Genomic DNA, 15,089 nt, shown 5'->3' on the forward strand with positions numbered 1-15,089 from the left:
CGCAGTGCTTGAACTTGGTGCAGCCCCACAGGAGACAGGAAAATGCCGGTAAGCGATTGCGAACTGACCCAGATGTTTGAACACGTGCTGAAGCTGTCGAAGGTCGACCCGACCCAGAGCGTTGCCGTGCTCAAGAGCCATTACTCCGACGCGCGCACCGTGCGCGCGGCGATGGAGGCGGCGCAGCGCCTGGGGGCCAAGGTGTATGCGGTGGAGCTGCCGTCGTTCAATCACCCGCGGGCAATGGGCAATGACATGACCGCCTACTGCGGCGACACCGCGCTCACCGGCAACATCGCCGCGCAGCGTGCGCTGGAAGCCGCCGACCTGGTGGTTGACACGATGATGCTGCTGCATTCGCCGGAACAGGAGCAGATCCTCAAGACCGGCACGCGCATCCTGCTGGCCGTGGAACCGCCGGAAGTGCTGGCGCGCATGCTGCCCACCGAAGAAGACAAGGTGCGCGTGCTGGCGGCCGAGAAATTACTGAAAAAGGCGCGTTCGATTCACGTCAAATCCCGCGCCGGCAGTGATTTTCGCGCTGCCTTGGGGCAGTACCCGGCGGTGACCGAATACGGTTTTGCCGATGAGCCTGGGCGCTGGGACCACTGGCCCAGCGGCTTCCTGTTCTCCTGGCCCAACGAGGAAACCGCCGAGGGCGTGCTGGTGCTGGACGTCGGTGACATCCTCCTGCCATTCAAGACCTACACCCGCGAGAAGATCACGCTGGAGATCGAGAAGGGCTTTATCACCAGGATCCACGGTGGTTTCGAGGCCGAGTACCTGCGTGATTACATGAAGTACTTCAATGATCCGGAGGTGTACGGCATCTCCCACATTGGCTGGGGCTTGCAGCCAAAAGCGCAGTGGACCGCCATGGGTTTGCATGACAAGAACGATGGCATGTGCATGGACGCGCGGGCGTTCTATGGCAACTTCCTGTTCTCCACCGGGCCGAATACCGAAGTGGGCGGCACGCGCAAGACGCCGTGCCACATGGACATTCCGCTGCGTCATTGCGATGTGTACCTGGATGACGAGGCGGTGGTTATCGCCGGTGACGTAGTCGCCCCAGCAGCCTCTCTGGCCCGCTGAAGATCCCAATGTGGGAGCGGGCCCGCTCCCACAGTTCTAACCGTGTTTCCTCAATGAGAAACTTGAGTCGATCCGGTAAGCCAGCCATCATGCCTCCCCATCGCCAATCACCCACCGAGCCCGCCGTGCCTGATTCCTACGTTTTCTCTGAACAAGTTGGCCACCTGCTGCGCAAGGCCTACCAGCGCCACCTGGCGATCTTTCAGCAGAATGTCGGCGACTCCCAGCTCACCGCCGTACAGTTCGTCACCCTGTGTGCACTGCGCGATCAGGGTGCAAGTTCCCTCACCGAACTGGTCAAGGCCACGGCCGTTGACCAGGCGACCATTCGCGGCATTGTCGAGCGGCTCAAGGCCAAGGAACTGATCACGCTGGAGCCGGACCCGCAAGACAAGCGCAAGGTGGTGGTGGACCTGTCTGCCGCAGGCGCCGACCTGGTCGCGCAAACCGCGCCGCGTGCCGCGCAGATCAGCGAACTGACCCTGAGCAACCTCAACCCGGCTGAACGGGTGGCGGTGTTGTTCCTGCTGCGCAAGATGATCGACGACCCGCAGGAATAGTGGGCTTGTCGTGGCGAGAGGCTTGTTGTGGCGAGCGGGCTTGCCCCGCGTTGGGCTGCGCAGCAGCCCCCAAACCCGCCATGAGGTTTACCTGAATAACCCCATCGCCTGGACGAGGGCCGCTTCGCGCCCCAACGCGGGCAAGCCCGCTCGCCACAACCATCACAAACCTGCGTACGTCAGGGTAAGCCCAACCCCTTGGCATCGTTTTTGCTCAGTGTTGATGTAGTAGCCACTTCACGATTCAAGTGTGTCGCGAGACCCCAGGTCCGCGATGCTTTTTTTTGACTGTTTCGTGTAGTAGCCACTTCACCAACTGACACAGGCGAAGCGAATGATCAGTCCCTCCATCACGGTTGCCCTTGAGGTTAATGGCCACACCCGCGAAGTCAGCGCCATGGCGGACACGCCGCTGTTGCTGGTGCTGCGCAATGACCTGGCACTCAACGGCCCCAAGTACGGCTGCGGCCTGGGCGAGTGCGGCGCCTGCACGGTGATCATCGACGGTGTTGCGGCACGCTCATGTGTGTTCCCGCTGGCGGGCGCGGCAGGGCGTGAAATCGTCACCCTCGAAGGCCTCGGCACACGCCAGGCGCCGCACCCGTGCAGCAGCGTTTATCGACGAGCAAGCCGCGCAATGCGGCTACTGCCTCAACGGCATGATCATGACGGCCAAGGCCTTGCTCGACCGCAATCCCAACCCCAGCGAAGCCCAGATCCGCAACGAACTCTCGGGCAACCTCTGCCGCTGCGGCACCCATATCGAAATCCTGCGCGCCGTATTGCGTGCTGCTCACCTCTTGACCGTGGATGGCCGACCATGACCGATAGCCCACTTTCCCGTGACCAGTGGCTGACCAAGACGGGCGTCTTGTTGATCGTCAACGATGTACTACCGCCCTCCGGCCCGGTGGCCAAGGGCGGCACGCCGACCGTGAAACCCAAAGAGCTGGGGCTGTTTATCGCGGTCAACGATGACGGCCTGGTTTATGCGTTCAACGGCCATGTGGACCTGGGCACCGGCATTCGCACCTCGCTGGCGCAGATCGTCGCCGAAGAACTCGACCTGACGATGGACCAGGTCACCATGGTGCTGGGCGACACCGAGCGCGTGCCGAACCAGGGCGCGACGATTGCCAGCGCGACCTTGCAGATTTCGGCGATCCCGCTGCGCAACGCTGCCGCCGAAGCACGACGTTTTTTGCTGGCGCGGGCGGCGGGGCGCTGGGGCGTGAGCACCGCCAGCCTCAAGGTCGAAGCGGGCGTCATCCAGGCGGCAGACGGGCGCGCCACCACTTACGGCGAGTTGGTCAGCGGCCAGCATGACCAGTTACGCATCAGCGGCGATGCGCCCTTGAAAGCCATCGAGGATTACCGCCTGGTGGGCAAGGGCGCCGCGCGCGTGGATATTCCCGGCAAGGCCACGGGCGAGCTGACCTACGTGCACGACATGCGCGTGCCGGGCATGCTGCACGGCCGCGTCGTGCGCCCTCCGTATGCCGGTCTGGACTGCGGGGATTTTGTCGGCAATAGCCTGCTGAGTGTGGATGAAGCGTCCATCGCACATATCCCCGGCATTGTTGCGGTGGTGGTGATCCGCGACTTTGTGGGCGTGGTCGCGTTGCGCGAAGAGCAGGCGATCAAGGCCGCCCATGAGTTGCAGGTGCAGTGGAAGCCCTGGAATAACGCCTTGCCGGACATGAACGATGTCGAGCAGGCGATCCGTGACAACCCGCGGGTACGCCGCACGGTGCTCGATCAGGGCGATGTCGATGCAGCCCTGGCGGGTGCCAGCCAGCGGATGCCGCGCAGTTACCTGTGGCCCTATCAAATGCACGGCTCAATCGGCCCGTCCTGCGCCGTGGCCGACTATCAAGCCGCGGGCAGTCGTGTGTGGTCGGGCAGCCAGAACCCGCATTTGCTGCGCGCCGACCTGGCCTGGTTGCTGGACTGTGATGAAGCGCTGATCGACGTGATTCGCCTGGAAGCCGCCGGTTGCTATGGGCGCAATTGCGCGGATGACGTCTGCGCCGACGCGTTGCTGTTGTCGCGTGCGGTGGGCAAGGCGGTGCGCGTGCAACTGACCCGCGAACAGGAACACCTGTGGGAGCCCAAGGGCACGGCGCAGTTGATGGACGTGGACGGCGGCCTCAACGCCGACGGCAGCATTGCCGCGTACGATTTTGAAACCAGCTACCCCTCCAATGGCGCGCCTACCCTGGCGCTGTTGCTGACCGGCCGCGTCGAACCCGTGGCGGCGATGTTCGAAATGGGCGACCGCACCTCGATCCCACCGTATGACATCGACAACATGCGGGTGACTATCAACGACATGGCGCCCATCGTGCGCGCCTCGTGGATGCGCGGCGTGTCGGCGTTGCCCAATACCTTTGCCCACGAATCGTATATCGACGAGCTGGCATTTGCCGCCGGCGTCGATCCGGTGGAGTACCGCCTGCGCTACCTCAAGGACGAGCGCGCCATCGACCTGGTCAAATCCACCGCCGAACGCGCCAACTGGTCACCGCGCACCGCGCCCATGCAAACCGCCAACGACGACCATCTGTTGCGGGGCCGTGGCTTTGCTTACGCGCGCTACATCCACAGTAAATTCCCCGGCTTTGGCGCGGCGTGGGCCGCCTGGGTAGCGGATGTGGCCATCGACAAACACACCGGCGACGTGTCGGTGACGCGGGTGGTGATCGGCCACGACTCGGGGATGATGATCAACCCGGCGGGTGTGCAGCATCAGATCCACGGCAATGTGATCCAGTCCACCAGCCGCGTGTTGAAGGAGCGGGTGACCTTTGAGGAATCGACGGTGGCCAGCAAGGAGTGGGGCGGTTACCCGATCCTGACCTTCCCTGAAGTGCCGCAGATCGACGTGCTGATGATGCCGCGCCAGGACCAGCCGCCGATGGGCGCCGGTGAGTCGGCCTCGGTGCCCAGCGCGGCGGCGATTGCCAATGCGATCTATGACGCCACCGGGATTCGTTTTCGTGAGTTGCCGATCACGCCCGAGCGGGTGTTGGCAGCGCTGAATGCCGGCACCCTCGGCGAGCCTGCCACGTCGCCACAGAAACGCAAAAAATGGTGGTTCGGCGCGCTGTTTGCGACGCTGGGCGCCGTGATGGCCACGGCCTGGCCGTTTCACGGCGCGATCGCACCGATCGCCCCGCCCAGCGCCGGCACGTGGTCCAAGGCCACCCTGGAGCGCGGGCGTTTGCTGGCGGCGGTGGGCGATTGCGCGGTGTGCCATACGGCGCCGGGCGGCGCGACCAATGCCGGTGGGTTGGCGATGGAAACGCCCTTCGGCACCCTGTACAGCAGCAATATCACCCCGGATGTGAACACCGGCATCGGTGCCTGGTCGTACCCGGCATTCGAGCGGGCGATGCGTGAGGGCATTGGCCGTGACGGGCGCAATTTGTACCCGGCGTTTCCCTATACGGCGTTTCGCAATATCAATGAGGCGGACATGCAGGCGCTGTATGCCTACCTGATGTCGCAAGCGCCAGTGAGCCAGGCGCCGACGCCGAATGCCATGCGCTTTCCGTTCAACATCCGGCCGCTGATGGCGGGGTGGAATGCGCTGAATCTGAGGCGCGGTGAAATCACGCTGCAACCGGAGCGCGGCGAGCAGTGGAATCGCGGCAATTATCTGGTCAATGGTCTGGGGCACTGTGCGGCGTGCCATTCGCCGCGCAACCTGATGGGGGCCGAGAAGGGCGGCAAGGCCTTCCTGGCCGGCGGCAGCGTCGATGGCTGGGAGGCGCCGGCACTGAACGGTGTGTCCAAGGCACCGACGCCATGGACCGAAGATCAATTGTTCACCTACCTCAGCACCGGCTATTCCGACGCCCATGGCGTGGCGGCGGGCCCGATGGGGCCGGTGGTGACTGAGTTGGCGAAGTTGCCCAAGGCCGACATTCGCGCGATGGCGGTGTACCTGGCGTCGCTCAAGGGCGAGGCGACGGCTGAGGCGCAAACCGTGGCGGCAGCGACGGTGCCCAATCCGAATGGTCGGCGTGTGTTCGAAGGGTCGTGCAAGGCCTGTCACGCCGATGGCCTGGGGCCAAAGCTGTTTGGGGTCAGCCCGTCACTGGCGACCAATACCAATGTGCACAGTGATCAGCCGGACAATTTGATCAAGGTGATTCTGCAAGGGATCAGCAACCCGGCGACCCAGGATCTGGGGTACATGCCGGGGTTCAAGGACAGTTTGTCGAATACGCAGGTGGCGGATTTGGTCGCCTATTTGCGTGGGCAATTTGCGCCGAATGCAGAACAGTGGACCGGGCTGGAACAGAAGGTCGCGCACCTGCGGGCCAACCCGGGCACTCATTGACACAATGCGGTCAAAACTGTGGGAGCTGGCTTGCCTGCGATGGCGGTGTGTCTGCACCGAAAATACTACCTGACACATCGCCATCGCAGGCAAGCCAGCTCCCACAGGGATTAGAGTCGGTTTCTATAATGAGTTAGGGGAGACGCCCCTCAGCACCAAATCAGTGATAAACCCCAGCCAATCCTGCTGCTGCCCCTTATCCGCCAGGTCTTCACCCAGAAACGAACTGAGGGTATGGCGGTTGGAGTTATAGAAGTAGCACAGCGAGGCGATCATCAAGTACACGTGCTTGAGGTCGATGTCCTGGCGAAACACACCCTGGGCCTGGCCGGCCTCAATGATCGGTTTCAACACGCCAACCGCTTCGCCCGACAGCCGCCGCATTTCGCCGGACTGCTGGGCATGCTTGCCCTGGTGCAGGTTCTCGATGCTCAGGATCGCGACAAACTCGGGGTGCTTGACGTAGTAATTCCAGATAAACGCCACCAGGTCCTGCAGCGCCTGCACGGGCGCCTCCAGGTTGAGCTTGAGTTTGCTTTCGGCCTGGTTGAACTGCTCGTAGATGTGTTCCAGCACGCAGATGAACAGGTGTTCCTTGCTGCCGAAATAGTAATAAAGCATGCGGTCGTTGGAGTCGGCTTCCTTGGAAATGGTGTCGACGCGCCCGCCGGAATAACCGTCGCGGGTGAACACCTTGACCGCCGCCTGCAAGATGCGCGCGCGTGTCTGGTCGGCCTGCTGAGCCCGAATACCGGTCTTCTTGATCACCATCTCAACGCGCCTTGCAGCCAGTCTGGGCGCGAAATATAGCATGGGCTTTTTCGCGGCCGTTCTGTGACCGACAAGTTCTGTAATAAAAACGCCATTGCGCTGGGGATTGGATCCGAGTCGGGCTATTTTGGTGCGTCCCAATAACTAGAGTAGCCATGGATGAAATACCAACCCTTCAGCCGCACCTTAATCGCCACCGCGCTGGTGCTGACGGTCAGCGGTGTGCACGCCGCTTCCCAGGCCCCGGTGGGCGGTGAAAACGGCATGGTAGTCACCGCCCAGCATTTGGCCACTCATGTGGGGGTGGATGTACTCAAGGCCGGCGGCAACGCAGTCGATGCGGCCGTGGCCGTGGGCTATGCGCTGGCGGTGGTGTACCCGGCGGCGGGTAACCTCGGTGGCGGCGGCTTCATGACCGTGCAACTGGCGGATGGGCGCAAGACCTTCCTCGACTTCCGCGAAAAAGCTCCCCTGGCGGCCACCGCCGACATGTACCTGGACAAAGACGGCAAGGTCGTCGAAGGCCTCAGCGCCAAGGGCCACCTGGCGGTCGGCGTGCCCGGCACCGTGTCCGGCATGGAAACCGCGCTGAGCAAGTACGGCACTCTAAAGCGCGCCCAAGTGATTGCCCCGGCGATCAAGCTGGCGGAAAACGGCTTCGAACTGGAGCAGGGCGATGTCGACTTGCTGCACACCGCCACCGGCGAGTTCGAGAAGGACAAAGACCTGCGCGGGATCTTCCTGCACAACGGCCAACCGCTGCAGGTCGGCCATAAACTGGTGCAGAAAGACCTGGCCAGGACCCTCAAGGAAATCTCCGCCAAGGGCACCGACGGCTTCTATAAAGGTTGGGTCGCCAAGGCCCTGGTGGATTCCAGCCAGGCCGGCAAGGGCATCATCACCCAGGCCGACCTCGACAAGTACAAGACCCGCGAACTGGCGCCCATCGAGTGCGATTACCGTGGCTACCACGTGGTCTCGGCACCGCCACCGAGCTCGGGCGGCGTGGTGATCTGCCAGATCATGAACATCCTCGAAGGCTACCCGATGGCCGACCTTGGCTATCACTCGGCCCAAGGCCTGCACTACCAGATCGAAGCGATGCGCCACGCCTACGTGGACCGCAACAGCTACCTCGGCGACCCGGATTTTGTGAAGAACCCGATCGCCCACCTGCTGGACAAGGACTACGCCGCCAAGCTGCGTGCTGCCATCGAACCGCAGAAGGCCGGGGATTCCCAGGCGATCAAGCCGGGCGTGTCGCCGCATGAAGGCAACAACACCACGCACTATTCCATCGTCGACAAGTGGGGCAACGCGGTGTCGGTGACCTACACCCTCAACGACTGGTTCGGTGCCGGTGTGATGGCGAGCAAGACCGGGGTGATCCTCAACGATGAAATGGACGACTTCACCGTTAAGGTCGGCGTGCCGAACATGTACGGCCTGGTCCAGGGCGAAGCCAACGCCATCGCACCGGGCAAGGCGCCGCTGTCGTCGATGAGCCCGACCATCGTGACCAAGGACGGCAAGGCCGTGATGGTGGTCGGTACGCCAGGCGGCAGCCGGATTATCACCGCGACCTTGCTGACCATCCTGAATGTCATCGACTACAAGATGAACATCCAGGAAGCCGTCGATGCGCCGCGTTTCCATCAACAGTGGATGCCTGAGACCACCAACCTCGAAACCTTCGCGGTGAGCCCCGACACGCAGAAAATCCTCGAGAGTTGGGGCCACAAGTTTGCCGGGCCTCAGGATGCCAACCACCTGGCCGCAATCCTGGTGGGCGCGCCGTCCCTGGGTGGCAAGCCGGTGGGCAACAACCGTTTCTACGGGGCCAACGACCCGCGCCGCAATACCGGCCTGTCCCTGGGCTACTGAGGCGTGAGGTGGTGATGCAGGTGGGCCAGGGACAGCGCCAGGCTGTCATGGGATAACTGGGTGGCGGCGCCTTCGGCGCTGTCTCTGGCGGCCGGCGTCACACGCTCGAACATGTGGTTTTCATAGGCCTGCACTGCTGTCGAGCAGTCGAGCATGGCGCAGCAGCTGCTTGATCACCCTGACCGACGCGGTGCGTGAATGCATGCGTGCCGCTGCAGGGCTTCAGCGCTGAAGAAGAGGCGACGCTGCTGGCGTTATTGCTGCGCGTGAATGCCAACCTGGAGCGTGGTTTGGATTGAACATCCGCGCGGCTTTCAGGCTCTATCCCAAGAGCCCTGAAAGGACCGGACCGATGAAAGCGCTGAAAATCGCCACCTTCAATATCAACGGCATCCGTGCCCGTCTGCCCAACCTGCTGCAATGGCTTGAGCGCGAGCAGCCGGATATCGTCTGCCTGCAAGAGCTCAAGGCGCCGGAAAGCCTGTTTCCCTATACCGACTTCGAAGCGGCCGGCTACGGTGCGATTTGCCTGGGTCAGGCCTCGTGGAACGGCGTGGCCATTTTGGCGCGCGATGCCCAGCCGCTGGAGAGCCGGCGCGGTTTGCCGGGCGATGACAGCGACACGCAAAGTCGTTACCTGGAAGCTGCGGTGCATGGCGTGTTGGTTGGCTGCCTGTATCTGCCCAATGGCAACCCCCAGCCAGGGCCGAAATTCGACTACAAGCTGGCCTGGTTCGAACGGCTGATTACCTATGCCCAGGCGCTGCAAGCCAGCGAACACCCGGTGCTGCTGGCCGGGGATTTCAATGTGGTGCCCACCGACGTGGACATCTACAACCCGCGCTCCTGGCTCAAGGACGCTTTGCTGCAACCCGAAAGCCGCGCGTGTTATCAGCGTCTGCTGGAGCAGGGTTGGACCGATTCGCTGCGTCATCTGTACCCCGAAGAGCGCGTCTACACCTTCTGGGATTACTTCCGTCAGCACTGGCAGACCAACTCCGGGCTGCGTATCGATCACCTGCTGCTCAATCCCGCGCTCAAGCCTTACCTCAAAGACGCCGGCGTGGACGCCTGGGTGCGCAACGAGCCGCACGCCAGCGACCATGCGCCGACGTGGATTCAATTGAGCACCCGCAAAAAGCGCTAACCGGCGCGAATAATGGCCAAGGCCTCGGCCTTGCCCAAGGGGTGCTGCATGCGTTGTGACAGGCGCGCCATGGCTTGCTGATGTTCGCAGGCAATCACGGCTTCCACGTGATCATCCCGGCACAGCAAGGCAATGAAGTCGTGACGATTCACCTCACCCTCCACGTGCAGGCGATTCCAGTGCTGCGGGTGGCCGAGCACTTCAAAGGTTTTGCCGAAGTGGTAGGTCCAGAAGAAGGGCACGTCGGCGTACACCTGCGTATCGCCGAGCATATTGCGCGCGGCCAGCACGGCCAGCTGCTGGGCCACGCGCCAGTGCTCGATGCGTGTTGGCTGCTGACGCCAGGCAAAGGTCACGTTGTCGCCGGCCGCCCATAACCCGGGCGCCACCTGTAAATGAGTGTCTGCGTTCAGCGACTGGTCCTCGGCTTTGTCGACGCCGTGGATAAAGCCGGTGGCGGGTGTGACGCCAACGCCGATTACGACCAGGTCTGCCGCCAGGCGCTTGCCGTTTTTAAGCAGCACGGTACTCACTGCGCCGTGACCGTCGAAGCGTTCGGGCTCGGTGTTGCAGTGGAAGATCACGCCATTGTCTTCGTGCAATTGGCGAATGGCCGCACCGATACGCTTGCCCAATTGCGCGGCGAGAGGAATGTCATGGCGGCTGACCACCTGCACCACCAGGCCACGTTGGCGCAAGGCGGACGCGGCTTCCAGGCCGATAAAGCTGTCGCCGACAATCACCGCGCACGCTGCCGATTGCGCTGCTTCGTCGATACGCGCCGCATCCTCGCGGCTGCGCAGCACAAACACTTGGCTCAATACCGCGCCGGGGATGTCCAGCGGTTGCGCTTCGCCCCCGGTGGCGACCAGTGCCGCGTCATAGTCAAAGTGACGACCGTCGGCGAGTTCGATGCGTTTGGCGTTGGCGTCCAGGCGCTGAACTTCGCCGTGAATGCCGATGGGCTGCTTATCCAGCAGTGGCGGCGTGTCTTCGGGCGTCATCTGGCCTGCGATCACGAATTTGCTCAGGGCGGTGCGGTCGTAGGCGGGAGCCTGTTCACGGTCGATCCACAGCAATCGCCCGCTGAAGCCTTGCTGATGCAACGCCGCCACGGCGGCAGTGCCTGCCGCGCCAGCGCCGATGACCGCAAAGCAGCGTTGTTCATCCCGCGCCGGCGCGGCTTCGGCTGCCATGGGCTCGTCGCCAACACTGACCACGCCATCGTGCACCTGCACCGGGTATTGCTTGAGCCCGACCAGCGCCGGAGGTTCGATCACGGCGCCGCTGTCCACGGCAAACGCGGCTTTGTGCCAGGGGCAAATGATCCGCCCGTTACAGATCACACCTTCCTCCAGCGGTGCGCCGGCGTGCGGGCACTCGGCCTGGAAGGCGCGCACCCGATCGCCGACACGCACCAGCAGGACAGGATGCTTTGCCGCGGTGACGCGAACGCCACGGTTTTCCGGCAAGTTAATCAGGCGGGCAACAATGCGCATGTTCATAGGCCAATCTCCTTTAGAAGATTGACTGGCGCCGAAGGAAATGGACTGCGTTGACCCGATGGTCGGTACTCAGGACTGGGCCTTACGCCAGCAGCTGCGCCACCGCTTCAAATGCCTTGGCACGCCGGGCTTGCCAATGACCGCCAATGATTACGGCGGGCTGCTGGTGCTGTTCGATCCACGCCAGGCTGGCCTGGAAAAACGCCCGACGATCAGCCAGTTCCGGTTGGCAGCGCTGGCCGTCGGCGGTCCATTCCACGTCCTCGGGGGACAACAACAGGTGCAGGTCGTAATGCCGGGCCAGGAGTTCGTCGTCCAGCCAGGCGGGGTAGTCGCCGAACAGCGTCTGGCTCCACAGTTTGTTGGTCAACAGGTGAGTATCGAGCACCAGCAGGTTGGGCTGTTCGGCGCGGGCCGCGTCTTCCCAGGCCAGTTGGCCGCGGGCAATCGCCGGAATATCCGCCAGGGTGGTGTCGCGCTGATGATGGTCGATGAAATACCGCACGTATTCGCCAACCATCAGCCCGCCAAAGTGTGCGTGCAGTTCAGCCGCCAGCCAGCTTTTACCGCTGGATTCGGGGCCTGCCAGTACCACCACTTTCATGCGTGCAACGCCGGGTCGCTGCGCCATTCACGCCAGCCTTGCACGGCAATCGCGGTGAACAGGGCGTAAAGCGCGGCGGTGAGGTACAGGCCTTTGTAGAGGAACAGGCCGACGAAGATCACGTCCACGGCGATCCACAGCGGCCAGCATTGCACGCGTTTTTGCGCCATCCACATTTGCGCCACCAGGCTGAAACCGGTGAGGGCGGCGTCCAGCCACGGCTGGGCGGCGTCGGTCCAGTGGGCCATGGCCGCGCCGAGCAGCAAGCTGAAGACGGCGCCGATGGCCAGGCTGCTCATGATCGCGGGTACGCCGAGGCTGCTGACCTGGCGGCCTTGCTTGACCTCGCCGGCGCGGGTCCACTGCCACCAGCCGTAAAGTTGCAGGGCGGCGTAGACCACTTGCAGGAGCATGTCGGAATAGAGTTTTACGTCGAAGAACACCCAGGTGTAGAGCAACACCATGACCAGGCCTATAGGCCAGCACCAGGGGTTTTGTTTGACCGTCAGCCAGACAGCGATCACCCCAGGGCGGCGGCGAACAATTCAAGCCCGGACATGGCGGTTCCTTGGGAGAGTGGGAGAGGGCGGCAATTGTAACCAGAGGTGAGGAATGTTTAAACGTGGATGTGGAGACATACACATTGCTGCGGTTATGGCGGCTGGCGTGGTGTAACGGGGCGTGTGAGATCAGCGTTAAAGGCAGAGCACGGCGTGAGTGGCAGAGGTAAAAGCTGAGTAACACCCCTTCAACCTGAAGCACCGAGAACCAACTGTGGGAGCGGGCTTGCTCGCGAAGGCGGTGTGTCAGTGACACATGAGCTGACTGACCCACCGCCTTCGCGAGCAAGCCCGCTCCCACAATTTGACCGAGTTCAACTGCCAGCACCGCACTGCTTTGCTTTTCTGTGGGAGCTGGCTTGCCTGCGATGCAGACACCTCGGTCCAGCAGGTACACCGGGTTGATGCAATCGCAGGCAAGCCGGCTCCCACATTTGAATGGGTTCAGCTTCAAAGATCAGGTCGGCTGTCAGGCCGCCTCGCTTCCGCTTTTGATCTAACCACTCAGGTCGGCTACCAGGCCGCCGTGCTTTTGCTTTTGATCTTGATCTTAGGCGCCCCGTTAAACCACGCTGGCCGAATGCAGGTAGTACGGAGCGGGTAAACCGGCAGGACGCCGGTTTAGCCGCGACGGGGCAGGGACGCCCCGTCGCGGCGGCCCGCGGAGTAATGCCTGCGTGAGGGCACACCGAGCCTAGGCGAGGTGCCGAGTGGCGGGGCAAGAGCGTTTTGGTTACTTTTGCGCTTTTCAAAAGTGACCCGCCGTAAGGGCGGAACCTATACCCGCCATCACCCAAACAACGGATATGTACACACCCTCCTCAAAAAAAAGCTAAACCTTGAACTGCCGCAGCAACCCGTCCAACTCCTCACTCAACCCACGCAAATGCGCACTCGCCACACTGGATTGCTCCGCCGCCAGCGCAGTGCTGTGCGACAACCCGGCCGCCTGGGTGACGTTCTGGTTGATATCCTCCACCACATGCGCCTGTTGCAAGGTCGCGCTGGCAATCGAGGCATTCAGCCCGTTGAGGTTACGCAACGCCTGGCCAATGGCGGTAAGACTTGCACCGGCCTGCCCAGCCTGTTCAATCGTCAGCTGCGAAGCGCTATGGCTGTCACTGATCACCTTGACCGCCGCTTCCGAGTGCCCCTGCAGACGCTCAATCATCACTTGGATTTCAGCAGTGGATTTTTGCGTACGCTGAGCCAGCAAGCGCACTTCATCGGCGACCACTGCAAACCCACGGCCCTGTTCCCGGCACGCGCGGCCTCAATGGCCGCGTTAAGCGCCAGCAGGTTGGTCTGGTCAGCGATGGAGCGGATCACTTCCAGCACACCACCAATCTGCGTGCTCTCGCTGGACAAGGTGCGAATCACCTCCACGGCCTGGCTGATGGTGCCGGAGAGCTGGTCGATCTGCTGCAAACTACCGTCGATATTCACCTGGCCCTGCTGCGCCTGGGCCTGGGCATCGCGCATCTCGCTGGCGGCATGTTCGGCGTTTTTTGCCACGTCCTGCACGCCATAAGTCACTTCATTGATCGCCGTCGCCACCAATTCCATCTGCTGCGACTGTTGCTGGCTGCGGTCATGCGCCTGGCTGGCGTTGTTGCCCAAGTCCGTGGACGACTGGCCCAACGCGTTGGCGCACACCTGCAACTGGCCGACCACCTGGCGCAGCTTGGCGGTAAAGCTATTGAAGTGCCGAGACAACTGGGTGACTTCGTCGCGCCCGTGGGCGTCGAGGCTGCGCGTCAGGTCGCTTTCGCCACTGGCGATATTGGCCATGGCGTTTACCGCCGCCTGCAACGGCGTCACGATGCTGCGCGCAATCAAGGTGACCAACACGGCCATCAGCAGGGCGATGCCCAGGCCAATCAGCGAGGCCTTCCACACCTGGCCTGTGAACTCGGCCTGCACATCATCCACGTACACGCCGGAGCCGATAATCCAGCCCCAGGGTTCGAACAGCTGGATGTACGAGGTTTTTTCCACGGGCGCTTCGGCGCCGGGTTTGGGCCAGCGATAGTTGACGATGCCGGCGCCCTTGGCCTTGGCCAGGATCACGAATTCGTTGAACACCGCAAAGCCGTCCGGGTCGCGGATCGCCGAGAGGTTCTGGCCATCCAGCTTGGGGTTGGCCGCGTGCATGATCATCACGGGCGTCAGGTCGTTGATCCAGAAGTAATCGTCGTGGTCGTAGCGCAGGCCACGCACCGCGCTCAGGGCCTGCTGCTGCGCGGCTTCACGGCTGAGCACGCCGGTTTTCTCAAGGTTCTGGTAATAGGCCAGCACCCCGCTGGCGGTCTGCACCACGTGCTGGGTCTGCTGGCGTTTGGCCTGGTAAAGGTCGCCGTGGATCTGCTTGAGCATCAACAGCCCCAACGTCAGCAGCATCAACACGGCGACTATCAGGATCAGCCAGAGACGGCGGCTGATCGACATGCTGCGCAAACTGTTCATCGTCCTGTCACTCCATGCTTTTTATAATTGTGGGCGCCGCATCGACATTTCCGGCTTGTCTGATAGGCTTTCGGCCTGTAATTGAAAAACCTGAGTACTCCCTGATTTTTCACGAAATTTTTGCAGGCCGATGTTGAAAATCAGCAGCG

General features: G+C 62.4%; 9 protein-coding genes and 3 pseudogenes. 6 read left to right on the forward strand and 6 right to left on the reverse strand.

All coding sequences use genetic code 11. The annotated features are described in order from the left end of the window. Positions 1-42 precede the first annotated feature (42 nt). From AB5I78_RS13555 to AB5I78_RS13570, 4 genes and pseudogenes are all read left to right on the forward strand, one after another. Positions 43-1,095: a 2,5-dihydroxypyridine 5,6-dioxygenase gene (locus tag AB5I78_RS13555; RefSeq protein ID WP_369302272.1), complete on the forward strand. Its 1,053-nt coding sequence runs from the start codon at positions 43-45 to the stop codon at positions 1,093-1,095. Between the two features lie 125 nt (positions 1,096-1,220). After that, a complete protein-coding gene (locus AB5I78_RS13560; RefSeq protein ID WP_315975600.1) occupies positions 1,221-1,655 on the forward strand; it encodes a MarR family winged helix-turn-helix transcriptional regulator in 435 nt (144 codons plus the stop codon). A 334-nt stretch (positions 1,656-1,989) separates the two neighbouring features. Next, positions 1,990-2,479 (forward strand): annotated as a pseudogene (locus AB5I78_RS13565) ((2Fe-2S)-binding protein). Further along, a complete protein-coding gene (locus AB5I78_RS13570) occupies positions 2,476-6,003 on the forward strand; it encodes a molybdopterin cofactor-binding domain-containing protein (protein WP_369302271.1) in 3,528 nt (1,175 codons plus the stop codon). The pseudogene AB5I78_RS13565 and the gene AB5I78_RS13570 overlap by 4 nt, the downstream one beginning before the upstream one ends. Before the next feature lie 123 nt (positions 6,004-6,126). Here the strand turns inward: AB5I78_RS13570 and AB5I78_RS13575 are convergent, their stop codons facing one another. Beyond that, positions 6,127-6,774, reverse strand: coding sequence for a TetR family transcriptional regulator (locus tag AB5I78_RS13575; RefSeq protein ID WP_369302270.1), 648 nt, complete (start codon positions 6,772-6,774; stop codon positions 6,127-6,129). Positions 6,775-6,933: 159 nt separating this feature from the next. Here AB5I78_RS13575 and ggt point away from each other — a divergent pair, with 159 nt between their 5' ends. After that, entirely contained in the window at positions 6,934-8,658 is a 1,725-nt protein-coding gene (gene ggt / locus AB5I78_RS13580; RefSeq protein WP_369302269.1) for a gamma-glutamyltransferase, read from the forward strand. On the opposite strand, the gene AB5I78_RS13585 is transcribed toward ggt, so the two are convergent. Continuing rightward, the gene (locus AB5I78_RS13585) at positions 8,652-8,813 is read right to left on the reverse strand and encodes a hypothetical protein (protein WP_369302268.1); all 162 of its coding nucleotides are present in this window, start codon (positions 8,811-8,813) and stop codon (positions 8,652-8,654) included. The two genes, ggt and AB5I78_RS13585, sit on opposite strands and share 7 nt — an antisense overlap. 197 nt (positions 8,814-9,010) lie before the next feature. Between AB5I78_RS13585 and xth the strand changes: the two genes are divergently transcribed. Continuing rightward, positions 9,011-9,805 (forward strand): exodeoxyribonuclease III, encoded by a 795-nt coding sequence (xth, locus tag AB5I78_RS13590; RefSeq protein WP_369302267.1) that lies wholly within the window; start codon positions 9,011-9,013, stop codon positions 9,803-9,805. On the opposite strand, the gene AB5I78_RS13595 is transcribed toward xth, so the two are convergent. The 4 genes and pseudogenes from AB5I78_RS13595 to AB5I78_RS13610 form a co-directional block, all read right to left on the reverse strand. Continuing rightward, entirely contained in the window at positions 9,802-11,310 is a 1,509-nt protein-coding gene (locus tag AB5I78_RS13595; RefSeq protein ID WP_369302266.1) for an FAD-dependent oxidoreductase, read from the reverse strand. The two genes, xth and AB5I78_RS13595, sit on opposite strands and share 4 nt — an antisense overlap. An 82-nt stretch (positions 11,311-11,392) precedes the next feature. Then, positions 11,393-11,914, reverse strand: coding sequence for an AAA family ATPase (locus AB5I78_RS13600; RefSeq protein WP_145161200.1), 522 nt, complete (start codon positions 11,912-11,914; stop codon positions 11,393-11,395). Continuing rightward, a pseudogene (gene pnuC, locus AB5I78_RS13605) lies at positions 11,911-12,473 on the reverse strand (nicotinamide riboside transporter PnuC). The gene AB5I78_RS13600 and the pseudogene pnuC overlap by 4 nt, the downstream one beginning before the upstream one ends. 833 nt (positions 12,474-13,306) lie before the next feature. Then, positions 13,307-14,940: pseudogene (locus tag AB5I78_RS13610) on the reverse strand (methyl-accepting chemotaxis protein). Positions 14,941-15,089: the final 149 nt, after the last annotated feature.

Origin of the sequence: Pseudomonas sp. N2-3-1-14 (assembly GCF_041228395.1) — a bacterium.
Lineage (GTDB): Bacteria > Pseudomonadota > Gammaproteobacteria > Pseudomonadales > Pseudomonadaceae > Aquipseudomonas.